This is a genomic window from Promicromonospora panici (assembly GCF_900608595.1).
Lineage (GTDB): Bacteria > Actinomycetota > Actinomycetes > Actinomycetales > Cellulomonadaceae > Promicromonospora > Promicromonospora panici.
In genome coordinates this window covers 138659-155968 of the sequence record NZ_UWYY01000011.1, presented here as the reverse complement: position 1 = coordinate 155968, position 17310 = coordinate 138659, and the positions used below count along the sequence as shown (strand labels likewise).

At 72.0% G+C, this 17310-nt stretch carries 15 protein-coding genes and 1 pseudogene; 9 read left to right on the top strand and 7 right to left on the bottom strand.

Annotation, left to right across the window (positions count from 1 at the left end; all coding sequences use genetic code 11):
- Positions 1-21: 21 nt before the first annotated feature.
- The 3 genes from EW117_RS14545 to EW117_RS14535 form a co-directional block, all read right to left on the bottom strand.
- A complete protein-coding gene (locus EW117_RS14545) occupies positions 22-744 on the bottom strand; it encodes an MOSC domain-containing protein (RefSeq protein ID WP_129787443.1) in 723 nt (240 codons plus the stop codon).
- Between the two features lie 99 nt (positions 745-843).
- Entirely contained in the window at positions 844-2073 is a 1230-nt protein-coding gene (locus EW117_RS14540; RefSeq protein WP_242504295.1) for a metallophosphoesterase family protein, read from the bottom strand.
- Positions 2074-2148: 75 nt separating this feature from the next.
- Positions 2149-3552: an amino acid permease gene (locus tag EW117_RS14535; protein ID WP_129787442.1), complete on the bottom strand. Its 1404-nt coding sequence runs from the start codon at positions 3550-3552 to the stop codon at positions 2149-2151.
- Between the two features lie 202 nt (positions 3553-3754).
- Between EW117_RS14535 and EW117_RS14530 the strand changes: the two genes are divergently transcribed.
- The 6 genes and pseudogenes from EW117_RS14530 (at position 3755) to EW117_RS14510 (ending at position 10288) form a co-directional block, all read left to right on the top strand.
- Complete coding sequence (locus EW117_RS14530) at positions 3755-4993, top strand: NAD(P)/FAD-dependent oxidoreductase (protein WP_422890936.1); 1239 nt, start codon at positions 3755-3757, stop codon at positions 4991-4993.
- Positions 4994-5076: 83 nt separating this feature from the next.
- Positions 5077-6108, top strand: coding sequence for a glycoside hydrolase family 5 protein (locus EW117_RS14525; RefSeq protein ID WP_129787441.1), 1032 nt, complete (start codon positions 5077-5079; stop codon positions 6106-6108).
- A gap of 108 nt (positions 6109-6216) precedes the next feature.
- Positions 6217-7338 carry a metalloregulator ArsR/SmtB family transcription factor gene (locus EW117_RS14520; protein WP_129787440.1) on the top strand — a complete coding sequence of 374 codons (1122 nt, stop codon included), beginning with the start codon at positions 6217-6219 and terminating at the stop codon, positions 7336-7338.
- Positions 7335-9050, top strand: a pseudogene (locus EW117_RS14515) (FAD-dependent oxidoreductase); the annotation flags it as partial. The gene EW117_RS14520 and the pseudogene EW117_RS14515, both read left to right, overlap by 4 nt.
- A 51-nt stretch (positions 9051-9101) precedes the next feature.
- The gene (locus tag EW117_RS29770) at positions 9102-9530 is read left to right on the top strand and encodes an arsenate reductase ArsC (RefSeq protein ID WP_207211882.1); all 429 of its coding nucleotides are present in this window, start codon (positions 9102-9104) and stop codon (positions 9528-9530) included.
- A gap of 59 nt (positions 9531-9589) precedes the next feature.
- Positions 9590-10288 carry an aquaporin gene (locus EW117_RS14510; RefSeq protein WP_129787509.1) on the top strand — a complete coding sequence of 233 codons (699 nt, stop codon included), beginning with the start codon at positions 9590-9592 and terminating at the stop codon, positions 10286-10288.
- A gap of 89 nt (positions 10289-10377) precedes the next feature.
- Here the strand turns inward: EW117_RS14510 and EW117_RS14505 are convergent, their stop codons facing one another.
- Entirely contained in the window at positions 10378-11934 is a 1557-nt protein-coding gene (locus tag EW117_RS14505) for an FAD-dependent oxidoreductase (RefSeq protein ID WP_129787438.1), read from the bottom strand.
- 97 nt (positions 11935-12031) lie between these two features.
- On the opposite strand from EW117_RS14505, the gene EW117_RS14500 reads away from it, so the two are divergent.
- The 3 genes from EW117_RS14500 (at position 12032) to EW117_RS14490 (ending at position 14591) form a co-directional block, all read left to right on the top strand.
- Positions 12032-12397 carry an ArsR/SmtB family transcription factor gene (locus EW117_RS14500; protein ID WP_129787437.1) on the top strand — a complete coding sequence of 122 codons (366 nt, stop codon included), beginning with the start codon at positions 12032-12034 and terminating at the stop codon, positions 12395-12397.
- A gap of 47 nt (positions 12398-12444) precedes the next feature.
- On the top strand, positions 12445-13659 hold the full coding sequence (locus tag EW117_RS14495) for an arsenate-mycothiol transferase ArsC (protein ID WP_207211876.1): 1215 nt from the start codon (positions 12445-12447) through the stop codon (positions 13657-13659).
- Between the two features lie 194 nt (positions 13660-13853).
- Positions 13854-14591, top strand: a complete 738-nt coding sequence (locus EW117_RS14490; RefSeq protein WP_129787436.1) for a VOC family protein — start codon at positions 13854-13856, stop codon at positions 14589-14591.
- A gap of 40 nt (positions 14592-14631) precedes the next feature.
- Here the strand turns inward: EW117_RS14490 and EW117_RS14485 are convergent, their stop codons facing one another.
- The 3 genes from EW117_RS14485 to EW117_RS14475 all read right to left on the bottom strand — a co-directional run bounded on the left by EW117_RS14485 (position 14632) and on the right by EW117_RS14475 (position 17233).
- Positions 14632-15273: a nucleoside/nucleotide kinase family protein gene (locus EW117_RS14485; RefSeq protein ID WP_129787435.1), complete on the bottom strand. Its 642-nt coding sequence runs from the start codon at positions 15271-15273 to the stop codon at positions 14632-14634.
- Positions 15274-15428: 155 nt separating this feature from the next.
- Positions 15429-15911: a CoA-binding protein gene (locus EW117_RS14480; protein ID WP_129787434.1), complete on the bottom strand. Its 483-nt coding sequence runs from the start codon at positions 15909-15911 to the stop codon at positions 15429-15431.
- Positions 15908-17233: an O-acetylhomoserine aminocarboxypropyltransferase/cysteine synthase family protein gene (locus EW117_RS14475; RefSeq protein ID WP_129787433.1), complete on the bottom strand. Its 1326-nt coding sequence runs from the start codon at positions 17231-17233 to the stop codon at positions 15908-15910. Before EW117_RS14475 ends, EW117_RS14480 begins: the two co-directional genes overlap by 4 nt.
- Between the last annotated feature and the right edge of the window lie 77 nt (positions 17234-17310).

Genomic DNA, 17310 nt, shown 5'->3' with positions numbered 1-17310 from the left:
CCGAGAACGGCCCTCGCACTGTCAGTCGACGGCGGCTCGAGCCGCCGCCTGCTCGCTGCGGCGCAGCATGTCGGCGCTGAGCCGGATCTCGCCGATGGCGTGCGCGTCCAGCAGCCGTCGTGCCAGCTTCTCCAGCATGTCGGGGGCGGGGGCGCCCTTCTCGTCGCCCGCGAGCGCGCCGTCGTCAACCTCGCCGCGCGCGACGCCGTAGCGTCCGGCGAACCAGTCCGCGATCGTCACCCCGTGCACGGGTACCTGCACGACGTCGACGTTGTCGCCCGTGCCGATCTCGCCGTTCTCGATGACCCGCAGATAGGCACCCGTGCGGTTGGCCTGTGTGAACCGGCGCACCCATCGCTGCTCACCGAGCCGGCGGCCAAAGGTCTGGCACGGCACGCGCGGCTGCGTCACCTCGAGCAGCGCCGAGCCGACCCGCCACTGCTCGCCGATCACCGCGCGGTTCACGTCCAGCCCGCTCAGGCGCAGGTTCTCGCCGAACAGGCCAGGCGTGACCGCGCGGCCCAGCTCGGCGGACCAGAAGTCGGCGTCCTCCTGCGCGTAGGCGTAGATCGCCTGGTCGGCACCGCCGTGGTTCGCCCGGTCCGCCTGGACGTCCGCGTACAGGCCGAGCGGCCGGACCTTGACCCGTCCGTCGACCGGGCGCTTGTCGATGGCCGTCACCCCCACGGTGCCGGCGTCGGGAAGCAGAACGTGGACGCGGCAGACCGCGAGGAGCTCAGGCATGCGCACATGCTCTCACCCGCGATGCGCCCTTGGTTGTGGGCGTGATCGTTGCGCCTACGCCTCCGTTTTAGGCGCAACGATCGCGCTCACAGCCAGGCGCTACTTGCCCTTCGGGAGCGGGAGGGGCTCCATCCACTGGTCGTTCGCCGTGAGGTCGATGCCGAACTCACCGGCGAACCGCATGCGCGTGCCGGTCAGCACGCCGTCCGCGGACTCGTCGAGGTCGTAGACCCGCGCGCCGCGCAGCCGGTTGCGCTCCGCGCCCGACAGGCCGTACGTGCCGAACCCGGTGTTCCCGGCGTAGCCGAGCAACACGCCGTAGTAGTCGCCCGCGTAGGTGTTCACGTGGTCGTGGCCGCAGAACACGCCGCGCACGTCGCCGCGGTGCTGGATCGCCGAGAACATGCCGGAGTTGAAGGGCCCGGGGCACTCCTCCTCGTTCCGCTCGCCCTCGATGCGGTGCCGGGCCTTGCCGCGCTCGTGGTCGGAGTCGGTCCGGCCGTCGACCGAGCCGAACCACATGAATCGGTACTCCCACAGCGGGATGTGGATGAACATCAACGACGGGACGACGTGCCCGAACCGGCGCTCGATCTGCGCCGACGTGTCGTAGTACCACTTGACCTGGTCCATGCGCAGCCAGTCCCACGTGGGGTAGCCCTCGAAGTCCTGGCCGGCCAGCGTCTCGGGGGCGTACCGCCCGGAGTCGAGCAGCCAGAGGTTGAACGCCGGCCGACCGTCGGTGCCCTCGATCAGCAGGTTCGAGTTGCCCTGGCCGGTGACGCCGCGAGCCGTCGGGCCGTTCACGTTGTAGCGGTAGGACCGGTAGAAGGCCAGCATGTCGGCCTCGTCGAGGCCGCTCTTCGGCGTCGAGTCCTCGTCGTGGTTGCCGAAGGTGATGGCCCACGGCACGGCCCGCTCCTCCATCGGCTGCACCACGTTGTTCATCGCCTGGTGCATCTCGAGCGGGGTGTCGCAGCCACCCGTGATGTTGTCGCCGTTGAGGATCACGAGGTCGGGCCGCTCGTCGTCGAGCACCGCCCGCATGAGCTCCAGCGTGCGGCGGTCGATCTTCTCGTCGTCCTGGGTGTCGTTGAACTGGACGATCTTGAACTTGCCGTCCCGCCCGAACCGCAGCTCACGCTGCGGGTGCCGGGCGAGCTCGGTGGCGGCCGCCGGCCCTGCGGCCGCCACCGTCGCGGCACCGGCCGCGCCGAGGCTGCTCAGGGACAGGAACGTCCGGCGGTCGACGGCGGACGTGGTGCTTTCGGCCGACTGGCTCTCGGCGACGTCGGTGCCCGGCATGTCGCCGGCAGTCTTCTCACTCATGCGGACGACGATCGGAGGCCGGGCTGGCGGCCGTCCGACCGGCGGGTGGATCCCGGATGACGGTCTGCTGAACGCCTACCGCCGCGCGGACCCGACCGGCTCGGCGGGCTCCCGCCGTACCGCCCGCGCGATCGCGTAGACCACCAGGATCACCGCCACCAGACCGGCGGTCGCGGCTATCTGCGCCCGGGCCGCGGCGTCCGACAGCATGAGGCCCACCACGGCCACGAGCGCCACCAGCGTGACCCACGAGAGCCAGGGGTAGCCCCAGGCGCGCAGGCGCAGTGCCTCGCCGCGCTCGGCCGCCGCGGCCTCCAGCTGCGGCCGCAGCCGCAGCTGCGAGACGACGACGAGCAGCCACACCACGAGCAGCGCCGAGCCGACGGCGTTGAGCAGCACCCCGAGCAGCGACTCGGGCAGCAGGTAGTTCAGCAGCACCGCCACGACGCCGAAGAACACCGAGACCAGCACGGCCACCCACGGCACGTCGCGGCGCGAGACCCGGGTGGTGGCCGACGGCGCGTCGCCGCGGCCACCGAGTGAGAACAGCATCCGGGACGTCGCGTAGACGTTGGCGTTGAAGGCGCTCAGCAGCGCCAGCACCACGACGACCTCCATGAGCCGCGCGGCGCCGTCGAACCCGGCCATCTGCAGCACGGACACGAACGGCGACTCCAGGCGGGCGGCGTCGGTCCAGGAGATCAGGGCGACCATGATCGCCACCGAGCCCACGTAGAAGAACAGGATGCGCCAGAGGATGGTGCGCGTAGCGGCGGCGACGGCGGTGCTCGGGTCGCGCGCCTCGGCGGCCGCGATGGTGACGATCTCGATGCCCCCGAAGGCGAACACGACGGTGAGCAGGCCCGCCGCGATGCCGGGCAGGCCGGCGGGCGCGAAGCCGCCGTGCGCCGCCCAGTCCCCCAGGACGCTGCCCGCCACGGGCACGACGCCGGCCACGATGAGCACGCCCAGCACCAGGAAGCCGACGATCGCCGCGACCTTGATGGTGGCGAACCAGAACTCGGCCTCGCCGAACTGGCGCACGCCGATCAGGTTGATCGCGCCGAACACCGCGACGATGACCGCCGCGACCGCCCACTGCGGCACCGCCGGCCACCAGCCGTGCACGATCCCGGCCACGCCGGTCACCTCGACGCCGAGCACCATGACGATGGTGAACCAGTACAGCCAGCCGATCAGGAACCCGGCCCAGCGGCCCAGCGCGGCCTCCGCGTAGACGGAGAAGGACCCGCTCGACGGAAGCGCCGAGGCCATCTCCGCGAGCATGCGCATGACGAGCACCACTATCGCGCCGGCGATCGCGTAGCTGAGGAGGACGGCGGGCCCGGCCGCGGCGATGCCCAGCCCGGAGCCCAGGAACAGGCCGGCTCCGATCGCGGAACCGAGCCCCATCATGGTCAGGTGCCGGGGCCTCAGGCCGTGGGCCAGCTGCTGGGTCAGGTCGTCGGTGGTGCTCACGACCGACCACGGTAACCCGGGACCGCCGTCGGCCCGCAGCGGATGTGAGTCGAAACGTACCGGTGAGAGACTTTTGCCTGTGACCGACTCCGCACACACCCCCGTGCACACCGAGGACGAGGACTACGGCCTCGAGACCCCACTGGCCGGGCACCCCGAGCCGCTACCGCACGTGGTCGTGGTCGGCGGAGGGTTCGCCGGTATGGCCACCGTGAAGGCCCTGAAGGACGCGCCGGTACGGATCACCCTGATCGACCGCCGGGTCTACAACACGTTCCAGCCGCTGCTGTACCAGGTGGCGACGGGCGGGCTGAACCCGGGCGACGTCACCTACTTCCTGCGCGGCCTGCGACTGAAGCAGAAGAACGTGCACGTGGTGCACGAGCACCTGGTGGAGGCGGACCACCAGGCGAAGAAAATCCGCCTGCTCAACAACCACTGGATCAGTTACGACTACCTCGTCGTGACCGCAGGCGTGACCACCAACTTCTTCGGCACGCCGGGCGCCAAGGAGTACGCGTTCCCCATGTACTCGCGGTCGCAGGCCATGCGGATCCGCGACAACCTCTTCATCCGCCTGGAGAAGGCGGCGAAGTCCAAGCGGGCCGACGACGGCCTGCGCGTCGTCGTCGTGGGCGGCGGCGCCACCGGGGTCGAGGTCGCGGGCGCGCTCGCGGAGCTGCGCACGGCCGGGCTGGCGCCGGCGTACCCGGAGATCCACGGCGACGCGTTCGAGGTCAAGGTGGTGCAGCGCGGCGGCGAGATCCTCAAGGCGTTCGCGCCCAAGCTGCGTTCCTACGCGGCGAAGGAGCTGCGGCATCGCGGGGTGTCGCTGCACCTGGGCGCCGGCGTGGCCGCCGTGGAGCGCGAGGCCGTGGTACTCACCGACGGGACCCGCATCCACGCCGACCTCACCGTCTGGTCCGCGGGCGTGCACCCGCACGAGGAGGTCGCCAAGTGGGGCCTGCCGCAGGACGAGTACGGCCGCATCAAGATCGGCGACGACATGCAGGTCGAGGGGCTGCCGGGGGTCTTCGCCGCAGGCGACATAGCGGTGTCGCCGTCGGACCTGCCGCAGCTCGCCCAGCCCGCCATCCAGGGCGGCGCCCTGATCGGCCGGAACATCGAGGCGCTCCTGGCGGGCCGCCCGCTGGGGGAGCTGCGTTACGTCGACAAGGGCACCATGGCGGTGATCGGCCGCCGCGCCGCGATCGCCGAGATCAACCTGCCGGGCGGCAGGCCGCTGCGGCTCACCAAGGGCACGGCGTGGCTGGTCTGGCTGTTCGTGCACATCATGTCGCTGGTCGGGCCCCGCAACCGGGTCACGACGCTCGCGGGCCTGGTCACGCGCTACGGGTTCCCGTTCCACCGGCGCCCCATCCCGATCGTGGGCGACGTGCCGACGGTGCGGCCGCCCAAGCCCGGGACCTCGGCGGGCTAAAGGTTTCACCTGCTGTTCCGCCGCGTGCCCGCGGGAGAGCCTTCGAGGGCCGTACTCGTCGTACACCTCGAAGGGGAGCAACCATGAGACCCACGCGCGCGACCATCTCCGGTACCGCAGCTGCCGCGATGTTCCTGCTGCTGGCCCCGCTGCTCGGCCAGTCGGCCGGCGCCGCGACACCGGGTACGCCCGACGGCGGCACGCACGCCGTCGGCATCCATGTCAGCGGCGGGCAGCTCGTCGAGAGCGACGGATCGCCCCTGCTGCTGCGCGGCGTCAGCCACGCCCACACCTGGTACGCCGGGCAGACCGGTTCGTTCGCCGACATCGCCGACGCCGGGGCCAACTCCGTCCGCGTGGTGCTCAGCGATGGGACCCGCTGGACGCGGAACGACCCGGCCGACGTCGCGAACGTGGTCAGCCTGTGTACGGAGAACCGGCTGATCTGCGTGCTGGAGGACCACGACACCACCGGCTACGGCGAGGAGGCCGCAGCCAGCACGCTCGACACCGCGGCGAGCTACTGGATCTCGCTGCTGCCCACGCTCCAGGGCACCGAGGACCGGGTCATCATCAACCTCGGCAACGAGCCCTACGGCAACAACGCGGCGGTCAACGCGAGCTGGGCCGCCGACACGAGCGCCGCGATCCAGCGCCTGCGTGACGCCGGGTTCGAGCACACGATCATCGTGGACGCGCCGTCGTGGGGGCAGGACTGGCAGGGCATCATGCGGGACGCCGCCGACGACGTCCTCGCGGCCGACCCCGACGGCAACACCGTGTTCTCCGTGCACATGTACGGCGTGTACGACACCGCGGCCGAGATCACCGCCTACCTCGACGCCTTCACGAGCCAGGGGCTGCCGATCGTCGTCGGCGAGTTCGGGCACAACCACTCCGACGGTGACCCCGACGAGGACACGATCATGTCGTACACCCGGTCCCAGGGGATCGGCTGGTTCGCCTGGTCCTGGAGCGGCAACAGCGGCGGCGTCGACTACCTCGACATGGTGACGGGCTTCGACCCCGCGCAGCGGACGGCGTGGGGCAACCGGGTCATCACCGGGCCGGACGGGCTCGCGGAGACGTCGGTGCGGGCGGGCGTCTTCGACTGATCGTCCTTGGACGCGTCAGGCGTACAGGCCACTGGGGCGACCTGTACGCCTGACCTGTCGTTACCTCGACTGCTTGCGCCCTGTATCGACAGATGTAAACATAGAGCTATGTCGATACAGGGCGCAAGTGAAGAGGGGCCCGTCACTACCTCCGCTGAAGCCCACGCGATCGGGGCCGACGCCGCCGCCGACCTCGCCGCGACGCTCAAGGCCATCGCCGACCCGCTCCGGCTCCGGATGCTGTCGGCCATCGCCACCTCCCCGACCGGCGAGACGACGGCGGGCGACCTCGCGACGCTGACCGCCGTCTCGCAGCCGACCGTGTCACATCACCTGAAGGTGCTGCGCGAGGTGGGCCTGCTCACCGCGGACCGGCGCGGCACCTGGGTCTGGTACCGCATTGCGCCGGGCTACCGGGGCGCGGTCACCACGCTGCTGGACCGGTTCGCCCCGGCGGCCGTCCAGGTGCGCGGCGGCCTGGCCGGGCGTCCGGGCACGGACCCGACGGGCCACAGCGAGGTCGCGGGGCTCGACAACGTGGACCCCGCGCTCGACCGGCTCGCGGCATCGCTCGCCGAGCGCTACCCCGGCACCCCCGAGCAGGAGTGCTACCGGGTGGTCCGGGAGTCCTACACGGCGCTCGCCCGGCGCGGCGGGCATGCCACCCATCTGGTTCCGCTCACCGAGCACTTCGCGCGGCAGCGCGTCATCGACGCCGAGAAGGCGCGCACGCCCGACGCCGGGCACAAGCCCCAGGTCCTCTTCGTGTGCGTGGCGAACGCCGGGCGGTCGCAGCTCGCGGCGGCCCTGCTGCAGCACTACGCGGGCGACCGGGTGGTGGTCCGCTCCGCCGGTTCCGCACCCGCGAGCGACGTGCACGCCGCCGTCCGCAGCATCCTCGACGAGCCCGGCGGCACCGCCGCGGCGGACGCCGTCGACGACGTCACGCGGTTCTATCCCAAGCCCCTCACCGACGACGCCGTTCGCGCCGCCGACGTCGTGGTGACCATGGGCTGCGGCGACGCGTGCCCCGTGCTGCCGGACACCCGGTACGAGGACTGGACGGTGGGCGACCCCGCGCTCGCTTCCCCCGTGGGCGTGGCCGCGATCCGCGACGAGCTCGACCGGCGGGTGCGCGAGCTGCTCGCCTCCCTCGTGCCCGAGGTCCCGCTCCCGACGGCCGGAACACCGTCGGCCGAAGCCTCACTGATGACCGAAGGAAGCCGATGAACGCCCAGCCCCTGGCGAGCGCCCCGCCGAAGATCGTCATCGTCGGATCAGTGGCGGCAGGCACCTCGGCCGCGGCGAAAGCCCGCCGTAACACCGAGACCGCGCGGGTCACGGTGTACGAGCGCGACCACGACATCTCCTACTCGGGCTGCGGCCTGCCCTACTTCGTGGGTGGCGAGGTCGCCGACATCGACGAGCTGACGCCCCGCGACCCGGCCTGGTTCAAGGCCCGGTACGACGTCGACGTGCGCACCGGCCACGAGGTCGTCGCGGTCGACGCCGAGGCCCGCACCGTGACCGTGCGCGACCTGAGCACCGGCCGCACGTTCGTCGACACCTACGACGAGCTGGTGCTGGCGACCGGCGTCCGCGCCGTCGTCCCGCCGATCCCGGGTGTGGACTCGAACGGCGTGTTCTCCGTGCGCACCCCCACCGACGCCCGCGCGATCCGGGCCTGGATCGAGGAGAGCGAGTCGCGCGGCAGGCCCGTGCGGCATGCCGTGGTCGTCGGTGCCGGCTACATCGGCCTGGAGATGACCGAGCAGCTCGTGGCACGCGGCCTGACGGTGACGGTCGTCGAGGCGCTCGACCACGCGATGCCCCGCATGGACGCGGACATGTCCGTCCGGGTGGACTCCGAGCTGCGCAAGCACGGCGTCGACCTGCGGCTCGCCACCAGGGTCGCGGGGATCACCTCCGACGGCGACGGGGTGACCGGCGTCGACGTCGAGGGGATCGGTGTCGACGGGATGGGTGCCGACGGATCGGGCGGCGAGGCCGCGCATGTCGAGGCCGAGCTGGTGATCGTCTCCGTCGGCGTCCGCCCGAACACCGACCTGGCCACGCAGGCCGGCGTCCGGCTCGGACCGACGGGCGCAGTCGCCGTCGACCGGCGCCAGCGCACGAACGTCGAGCACGTGTGGGCCGTCGGGGACGTGGCCGAGTCCTTCCACGTCATCACCGGCGAGCCCGTCTGGGTGCCGCTCGGCTCGACCGCGAACAAGATGGGCCGCATCGCCGGCGACGCGATGACCGGCGGGCCGCTGGAGCACCGCGGCATCCTCGGCACGTCGATCGTGCGGGTCTTCGACCTCGGCGTCGCCCAGACCGGGTTCACCGAGGACCAGGCGCGCGCCGCCGGGTACGACGTCGAGGTGCTGCACAACATCAAGCCCGACCGGCCGGAGTACCTGGGCGGCACGTCCCTGGTCATCAAGGCGGTCGCGGACCGGGCCACCGGCCGGCTCCTGGGCGCGCAGGCGATCGGGGCCTCGGGGGCGGACAAGCGCATCGACGTCCTGGCCACCGCGATCACCTACGGCGCGGACGTCGCCGACCTGTTCCACCTGGACCTCGCCTACTCACCCACCTACGCCACCACCAAGGACCCCGTCCACTACACCGGCATGGCGTTGACCAACGCGATCCACGGGCAGGCGCCCCTGATCCGCCCGGCCGAGCTGGACCACCGTCGGGCCGAGGGTGAGCGGATCCAGGTCGTCGACGTGCGCTCCGCCAAGGACCGCGCGAAGTCCGCGGTGCCCGACTCGGTGCACATCCCCCTCGCGGAGCTCCGGCGGCGGTCGAGCGAGCTCGACCCGGCGCTGCCCACGGTGACGTACTGCAACAAGGGCGTCACCGGGAACGCCGGCCAGAACGTGCTGCGCAACCTCGGGTTCGCGGACGTCGCGAACCTGTCGGGCGGCAACCAGAACTACCAGCAGAACCGCCAGCATCCCTCACGAACCACACTGGAGAGCCCCGTGCCCGAGATCTCGACACCGCACAAGCCGTCCGCCCTGTTCGTCTGCGTGCACAACGCGGGGCGCTCGCAGATGGCGGCGGGCTTCCTCCGGGCGCTGTCCGACGGCGCCGTCGAGGTGCGCTCCGCCGGGTCGATGCCCGCCGAGCACATCAACCCGGTAGCCGTGGAGGCCATGCTCGAGGTCGGGGTCGACATCCGCGACGAGAAGCCCAAGATCCTGAGCGACGAGGCCGTCCAGGCGTCCGACGTCGTCATCACGATGGGCTGCGGCGACGCGTGCCCCTTCTACCCGGGCAAGAACTACCAGGACTGGGAGCTCGACGACCCGGCAGGGCAGGGCATCGACGCCGTCCGCCCCATCCGTGACGAGATCGAGCGGCGCGTCCGGGGCCTGCTCGCCGAGCTCGGCGTGCAGCCCGTCGCATGACTGCACCGAGTGGCACACCGGTGAGCGCGGCGCGTGGCGCGCTGGTGAGCGCGCCCGTGATGATGCGCGCCGAGCTGTGGCGGCGGGCGCTCGGCGAGCTCGTCGGGACCGGCCTGCTCGTCACTGTGGTGGTCGGGTCCGGGATCGCGGCGGCGAACCTGTCGCCCGACGACGTCGGGCTGCAGCTGCTGGAGAACTCGATCGCGACCGCGCTCGGGCTGGCCGTGCTGATCGCCCTGCTCGGTCCGGTGAGCGGGGCGCACTTCAATCCCGTGGTCACGCTCGTGGACTGGGTCCTCGGCCGGCGTACGGCCGCCGGGGCGCGGCTCGGGGACGTGGGCGCGTACGTCGCCGCGCAGGTAGCTGGCGGGATCGGTGGCGCCCTGCTGGCGAACGCGATGTTCGGCGTACCGACGGCGATCGCGACCACCGACCGGGCGACGGGCGCCACGCTGCTCGCAGAGGTCGTGGCCACGGCGGGCCTCGTCCTCGTGATCCTCGGCCTGCTGCGTACCGGCCGCGGCGGGCTGGTCGCCCCGGCCGTCGGCGCCTACATCGGGGCCGCGTACTGGTTCACCAGCTCGACGTCGTTCGCCAACCCCGCGGTCACGATCGGGCGCGTGTTCAGCGACACGTTCGCGGGGATCTCCCCGGGTTCGGTGCTGCCGTTCGTGCTGGCGCAGCTGGTCGGCGGGGCGGTCGGCGTCGGCCTGGCCGCCGCGCTGTACCCGCCCCGGCCAACACCCCCACCGAGATAATCGCTTCGCCGAGGTAGGGCTCTGGCGAGGTAGGACCGTACTGACGCTGCGGTCCTACCTCGCCAGAGTCCTACCTCGGCGGGGCGTGGTCAGTCGGCAGAGCGGCCGTGTGCGACGCCGGTGCTGAACCCGGCCGATCCCGCCGGTACCGGCGCGGCGGGCGCGGTATCGACCGGCGCGGCCTCGGCCGGCGCCCGCCCGATCGAGATCTGCTGCGGGCCGGCGGGGACTGAGCAGCACGAACTCTGGCCGGACGCGGCGAGCTCCTTCGGGGAGACCACGCCGTCGGCGTCGGCGGCCAGTGCGAGATCGGACGAACAGATGCCGGTCTGCGGGAGGTTCAGCTCGACCGCGTCGGCCGCTGCCCGGTCACCGGCCAGCGCCGCGGCGATCGACCGGACCTGCTCGTAGCCCGTGGCCAGGAGGAACGTCGGGGCCCGGCCGTACGACTTCATGCCGACCAGGTAGAACCCGGCGTCCGGGTGCCTGAGCTGGGTCTCGCCGTGCGCGGGGACCGTGCCGCACGAGTGGAGGTTCGGGTCGATGAGCGACGCGATCTGCCGCGGTGCCTCCACCACGGGGTCGAGGTCGAGCCGGACCTCGCGCAGCATCGTCAGGTCGGGCCGGAACCCCGTGGCGGCGGCGATCGTGTGCACGGCCAGGTCGAGGGCTCCGTCGACGCCCTCGCGGCGGGCGGTGCCAAGTACCCGCACGGTGTCGCCGTCGGACGAAGGCTCCAGCCGGTCGATGGCGACCCGGGTGAGCAGCTCGATCCGGCCTGCCTCCACCGCGTCGCGCAGGCGGATGCCGAGCAGGCCGCGCGCCGGAAGCTCGTCGTCGGCCCCGCCGCCGTACAGCCGGCGCGCCGTTCCGCCACGGATGGCCCAGGTGATCCGGGTCCTGGGCGCGTCCGGACCGGAGTCCTGCTCGGCGAGCTCCACCAGGCTGAGCAGCGTGTTCGCGGCCGAGTGGCCCATGCCGACGACGAGGGTGTGCCGCCCGGCGAACCGGTCCCGGTCACGGCCGAGCACGTCCGGCAGGGCGCCTGCGAGGTATCCCGCCGACTCGTCCTCGCCGAGCGCCTGCAGGCCCGAGGTCCCCAGCGGGTTGGGCTGCAGATACGTCCCGGAGGCGTCGATCACCGCCTGCGCGCGGACCTCCTCGACGGTGCTCGACCCGTCCGCCGCGACGGAGGCCAGCCGGACCAGGTAGGGCAGGCGCTCGCGTCCCAGGGACCGGGAGCGGTCGGCGCCGTCCTTGGTCACGGCAAGGACGCGCGTCCCGTACCGGATCTGCGTCCCGGCGCGGTCCGTGAGCGCCTCGGCCAGCGGGACGAGATACTGCTCGACCAGCTGCGCGCCCGTGGGCAGAGCGTCGGGGTTGGGTTCGGTCCACGCCGCGGCGCCGGTCGCGTTGCCCGAGCCGGCGTCGCCGGCCGTCAGCAGGCGGCGGGCGGCGGCGTCGACGTCGTACCGCCACGGGGAGAAGATGCGGACGTGGCCCCAGCGCGCCACGGCGGAGCCCGGGCCGTCGCCGGCCTCCAGCACCAGGGGTTCGAGCCCGCGCTCGGCGAGATGCGCCGCGGCGGCCAGGCCGACGGGCCCCGCGCCGATCACCACGACCGGAAGGTTCTGCGCTGCAGTCATGCTGTCACCGTCTTCTCTGTCGTATCAGATCGAAGAACTTCGATGTATTGCTGGACTGAACATATCCAGAAACTTCGATGCGTGGCAAGATGGGGGCATGACGACGATCGCACTCGAGGCCCCATCGGTCGCCCCGACGTCCGGCACGTGCTGCGCTCCCCTGGTCCGCGAGGCCGCCGACCCGGAGGCGGCCGCCGATCTCGCCCGCTCCTTCAAGGCCCTGGGCGACCCCACGCGCGTGCGCCTCCTGTCGATCGTCGCGGCGCACGACGGCGGCGAGGCCTGCGTGTGCGATCTCACCGAACCCGTCGGCCTGAGCCAGCCCACCGTGAGCCACCACCTGAAGATCCTGGTCGACGCCGGTCTGCTCGCCCGGGAGCAGCGCGGCAAGTGGGCCTACTACTCGGTGGTGCCCGGTTCGCTCGACCGGCTCGGTGCGCTGCTCAGCGAAGCAGCGAGGTAGCCTCGCTCCTGGCGTTCGGCCACACCGCCGTCGGCCAAGGAGAATCCATGACCCCGGACGAGCTGCGCTCCGCGCAGAAACTCACCATGGCGAACCCGGAGCGGTTGCGCCTGCTGGCTCGTATGCTCACGCACCCCGCGGGCCGCTCGACCGCGGCGGATCTGATTCCACAGCCCGTGCTCGGCGATCTGCCGAAGGACGGGCTCCGGCGACGTGCTGGTGACGCGCGGGCCGTCGCCGACGTCGAGGTCGCGGACATCGAACAGGACCTCGAGGCGATGGCCGCCGTGGGCCTGGTGGCCGCCGTCGGGGCGTTCGCCGAGCTCACGGGCCCGGAGGTCCCGCTGTACCGCGTGTCGTCGCGCGGGATCGCGCGGTTCGGCTCCGCGGCCCTCGCCGCCCCGCGCCACCCGGGTGACGCGACGCTCGATGTGCACGACCACGACGCCCTGCTGGCCCGGCTGATCGATACGCTCTCGGCCGGGTTCGCCGCGAACGCGGGCGCCGGCACCGTGGACCGGCTGGTCCGCGAGTGCTACGCGGCGCTGAGCGGGCAGATCGGGTCGTTCGGGCACCTGCCCGCCCTCACCGCGTGGCTGGCGACCGACCGCCTCGCCGCCATGACCGAGGTGACGCACGGTTCGGCGCACGACGTGCTGTTCGTCTGCGTGCACAACACCGGCCGGTCCCAGATCGCGGCGGCGGTGACCCGGCGCCTCGCGGGCGACCGCATCCGCGTCCGCACCGCTGGATCGAGGCCCGCGGTGGAGCCCGATCCGATGACGGAGACCGTCCTGGCCCGCCGCGGCCTCGACGGACTCATCGAGTTCCCGCGCGAGCTGACGGACGACATAGTGCGCGCGTCCGGGGTGATCGTGACGATGGGCTGTGGTGACGCCTGCCCCGTCTACCCGGGACGTCGCTATCTCGACTGGCCCCTCGATGACCCGGCCGGTCGGCCGGTCGAGGAGATCGAACGGATCGTCGACGACATCACGACCCGGGTGAGAGCTCTGCTCGCGGAGATCGACGCGGCGGAGGCTTCGGGGCACGACTACGGGAGCGAGGCGGCCGAGGCCGCCGCGGCCGGGGTCGGGCCGGCCCGGGTCGGAAGGGCCGAGGAGGTACCCGCCGCGCACGGTGACGGCTCCGAGGAACCGCCCGCATGGCTGCCGCCCGGCTGGTTGCAGCGGCTCGCGCGTCGACCGTGGTCCGCAGTCGCTACCGTGCTCGGTGCCAAGGGTCAGCGGAGGGCGCGGTAGGGGCTCGGCTGAGCTTCACGCCCCGACCTCGGGCCCCGGGCTCGAGCCCCGTGGGCCAGCCAAGGTATTCACAGGTCTGTGGACAAACTTTGTGGATAACTGTGTGGACAAGCTGCCCGGTGGGGAGTGTCAGTGGCTCGGTGCAAGGTGGTGGTACGAAGCGCTCGCGCACCATCCACGTGAAGGGCTGGGTCATGACCGAATCAACCTCTGCCGCGCCTGCTTCAGGCGGGCTGGGAACCTTGGACTCCGTGGTCCTGGACGTCCCGAACCTCACTGCCGAGGCGGACTTCTGGACGGCACTGACCGGCGCCACCGTGTCGAAGGCGGACGACGACTGGATCACCGTCGTGACCCCTGACCGGTGGGGCATCGCGTTCCAGCTCGCGCCGAACCTCGTGCCGCCGCAGTGGCCCGGGCAGGAGCACCCGCAGCAAGCGCATCTCGATCTCTATGTTCCGGACCTGGCGGCCGCGAGCGCCCGGGCGGTGGAGCTCGGGGCGACCCTGCTGCGGGAGAACGAGCAGTGGATCACGCTCGCCGACCCCGCCGGGCACCCCTTCGACGTGTGCCTCAAGGAGGGGGCGGACGGCGTCACCGTCATGGGCACGACGTTCGACTGCCCGGACGCGTCGGCGCTCGCCAGGTTCTGGTCGAGCGTTATGGGCGAGCCGGTCGTGTACGACGCCGACGGCGTCGCGATGCTCGGCGGCTCCCGGCCCCTGCTCTTCCAGTCGGTGGAGGAGTACAACGCGCCGCGGTGGCCGGATCCCGCGTACCCGCAGCAGCTCCACCTCGACATCGAGGTGGCGGACCTCGATGCCGGCGAGGCGGCGGTCCGCGCCCTGGGTGCTACCCGCCTGCCCGGCGGGAGCGAGACGTTCCGGGTGTTCGCCGATCCGGCGGGACATCCGTTCTGCCTGGTTCGCTGACGTAGGTCGCTGGCTCGGTTACCTGACGCAGTTCACTGACTCAGGCGTGCACGAGGGCCGGGTGGTCCGGGTGGTCGACCCGGACCACCAGGTCCGGCGCGCCTTCGATCTCCTGGGCGTAACGCTCGTAGGCGGCGACGGCCCAGGCCTCCTCGGGCGGCGTCCGGCGCCGAAGTGTCGCCGGCTTGAGCGCGAGGTGCACGGCGAGGTCCACGTCGAGGCCCCGGCCGATCGCGAGCGCACCGTCGAGGATGACGACGGTGCCCGGCGCCGTGCCGCGGTATCCGGCTCGGGTGGCGCGGTCGGTGTCGGGATCGCGCAGGCTGGGCAGGTACTCCTGCCGCTCGACGAGGCGGGTCAGCACCTCCCGGTTCAGCGCGCCGACGTCGATCCAGTCGTCCAGGAGGCTGTCCGGATCCTCGCGCCCCCGTTCGAGGCGGAGCGACCGCGGTCGCAGGAAGTCGCTGACGCTGACGCGCGCCGCGGGCCGACCGGCGGCCTCGAACGGTGCGACGAGGGCGTCGGCGAGCTGCTCGGGGTGCGTGGAGGGGTGTCCGTCGACGAGCAGCCGGACCGGCCGGCCTGTGGTCTCCGGGTCCAGCCCTACCGCTCGCGCGAGGACGAACTCGGAGACCCGCTCGGCAAGAAGCGTCTCACTGACCGGTTCTACGCGTGTGCTCATCGTGAACCGACCCTAGAGCGTTGCGGACCCTCTGACGCCAGGGAATCAGCGTCGCGGCGGTCTACGTGCGGCGGACGTACGCGAACCTGGCAGCTGGTGGCGCCTGCGGTGGGGTCCTTCGCGCACGCCGTACGCCCGGCCGGCGAGGTCCGGCCCTACCGCTCCGCCCGACGGGAGCTGATCACGCCCGTGTCGAAGCCCGCCAGGTGCAGACCGCCGTGGAACCGCGCGTGCTCGATCTTGACGCACCGGTCCATCACCACGTTCAGGCCGGCGGCCTCCCCGTTTCGCGCGACGTCCTCGTGCCACGAGCCGAGCTGCAGCCACAGCGTCTTGGTACCAACCGCCAGCGTCTCGTCGAGCACGCTCGGCAGGTCCTCGTGCCGCCGGAAGACGTCGACGAGGTCGGGCACCACGGGCAGGTCGGCCAGGCTCGGGTACACGGGGTGCCCCAGGATCTCGGTCGCCCTCGGGTTCACGAAGTACACGTCGTACGGGGAGGAGGAGAGCAGGTATGTCGCCACGAAGTAGCTCGCTCGCGCCGGGTTCGCCGACGCCCCGACGATCGCTATCGACGTGGTCGAACGCAGGATACGCAACCGTTCCTGGGCGCTCGGGGCCTGCCAGGTCTCGCTCATCGGTTCACTCCGGTGGCCTTGGTCAGGGCCTGGTCGAGGTCCCAGAGGATGTCCTCGACGTCCTCGAGGCCCACCGAGATGCGGACGAGGTCCTCCGGCACGCCCGCCGCCTCGAGCTGTTCGGCGGACAGCTGCTGGTGCGTGGTCGACGCCGGGTGGATCACCAGCGTGCGGGAGTCGCCGACGTTCGCCAGGTGCGACGCCAGCTGCAGCGACTCGATGAACAGCCGTCCGGCGTCGCGCCCGTCGAGCACGGGCGCGCCGCCGTCCGCCGGGACGCGCAGGCCGAACGCGAAGACGGATCCCGGGCCGAGCGGCAGATACTTCTGCGCCCGCTCGAAGTGCGGGTGCGAGGGAAGGCCCGCCCAGAGCACGTACGAGACGCGAGGGTCGGCATCGAGCCACTCGGCCACTGCCCGGGCGTTCGCCAGGTGCGCGTCCAGGCGGTGCGGCAGGGTCTCGATGCCCTGCAGCAGCTGGAACGCGGACTGCGCCGAGAGCGCGGGACCGATGTCACGCAGCTGCTCGGACCGCAGCTTGGTGAGGAACCCGTACTCGCCGAAGTTCGCCCACCAGCGCACGTCCCCGTAGGACGGGACGGGCTCGGTCATCTGCGGGAACTTGCCGTTGCCCCAGTCGAAGCGGCCGGACTCGACGACGACGCCGCCGAGCGTCGTACCGTGCCCGCCGAGGAACTTTGTCACGGAGTGGATCACGATGTCGGCGCCGTGCTCGATCGGCCGCACCAGGTACGGCGTCGCGAGCGTCGCGTCCACGACCAGCGGGATGCCCGCCGCGTGCGCCACCTCGGCGAGCCCTTCGAGGTCGGCGACCTCGCCCGACGGGTTCGCCACGACCTCCGTGTACAGCACCTTGGTCTCGGGCGTGATCGCCGCGGCGTAGTCAGCGGGGTCGCTGCCCGGCACGAAGGTCGTCTCGACGCCGAACCGGCGCAGCGTCACGTCGAGCTGCGTCACGGTGCCGCCGTACAGCTGCGCCGAGGCGACCACGTGGTCCCCGGCCCCGACCAGCGCGGCGAAGGTGATGAACTCGGCCGACATGCCCGACGCCGTCGCCACGGCGCCGATGCCGCCCTCCAGCGACGCGATCCGCTCCTCGAGCGCCGCGACGGTCGGGTTTCCGATGCGCGAGTAGATGTTGCCGTACTTCTGCAGCGCGAAGAGGTTCGCGGCGTCGTCGGTGTCCTGGAACACGAACGACGTGGTCTGGTAGATCGGGACCGCCCGTGCCCCGGTCGCTGCGTCGGGGATGCCCCCGGCGTGCAGGGCCCGCGTGCGGAACCCGAAGGTGTGCTCGGTCATCGTCCTGCCTTCCGGCCCTCGATGTGCCCATCGAACAGGACCATACCTGGCACTCACCAGACCGTTTCATGATATGG

Bases quoted from the DNA above. Each gene is read 5' to 3' on its own strand.
- EW117_RS14545 (WP_129787443.1), bottom strand. From the start codon at position 744: ATGCCTGAGCTCCTCGCGGTCTGCCGCGTCCACGTTCTGCTTCCCGAC.
- EW117_RS14540 (WP_242504295.1), bottom strand. From the start codon at position 2,073: ATGAGTGAGAAGACTGCCGGCGACATGCCGGGCACCGACGTCGCCGAG.
- EW117_RS14530 (WP_422890936.1), top strand. From the start codon at position 3,755: ATGGCCACCGTGAAGGCCCTGAAGGACGCGCCGGTACGGATCACCCTG.
- EW117_RS14525 (WP_129787441.1), top strand. From the start codon at position 5,077: ATGAGACCCACGCGCGCGACCATCTCCGGTACCGCAGCTGCCGCGATG.
- EW117_RS14520 (WP_129787440.1), top strand. From the start codon at position 6,217: ATGTCGATACAGGGCGCAAGTGAAGAGGGGCCCGTCACTACCTCCGCT.
- EW117_RS14510 (WP_129787509.1), top strand. From the start codon at position 9,590: ATGATGCGCGCCGAGCTGTGGCGGCGGGCGCTCGGCGAGCTCGTCGGG.
- EW117_RS14505 (WP_129787438.1), bottom strand. From the start codon at position 11,934: ATGACTGCAGCGCAGAACCTTCCGGTCGTGGTGATCGGCGCGGGGCCC.
- EW117_RS14500 (WP_129787437.1), top strand. From the start codon at position 12,032: ATGACGACGATCGCACTCGAGGCCCCATCGGTCGCCCCGACGTCCGGC.
- EW117_RS14495 (WP_207211876.1), top strand. From the start codon at position 12,445: ATGACCCCGGACGAGCTGCGCTCCGCGCAGAAACTCACCATGGCGAAC.
- EW117_RS14490 (WP_129787436.1), top strand. From the start codon at position 13,854: ATGACCGAATCAACCTCTGCCGCGCCTGCTTCAGGCGGGCTGGGAACC.
- EW117_RS14485 (WP_129787435.1), bottom strand. From the start codon at position 15,273: ATGAGCACACGCGTAGAACCGGTCAGTGAGACGCTTCTTGCCGAGCGG.
- EW117_RS14480 (WP_129787434.1), bottom strand. From the start codon at position 15,911: ATGAGCGAGACCTGGCAGGCCCCGAGCGCCCAGGAACGGTTGCGTATC.
- EW117_RS14475 (WP_129787433.1), bottom strand. From the start codon at position 17,233: ATGACCGAGCACACCTTCGGGTTCCGCACGCGGGCCCTGCACGCCGGG.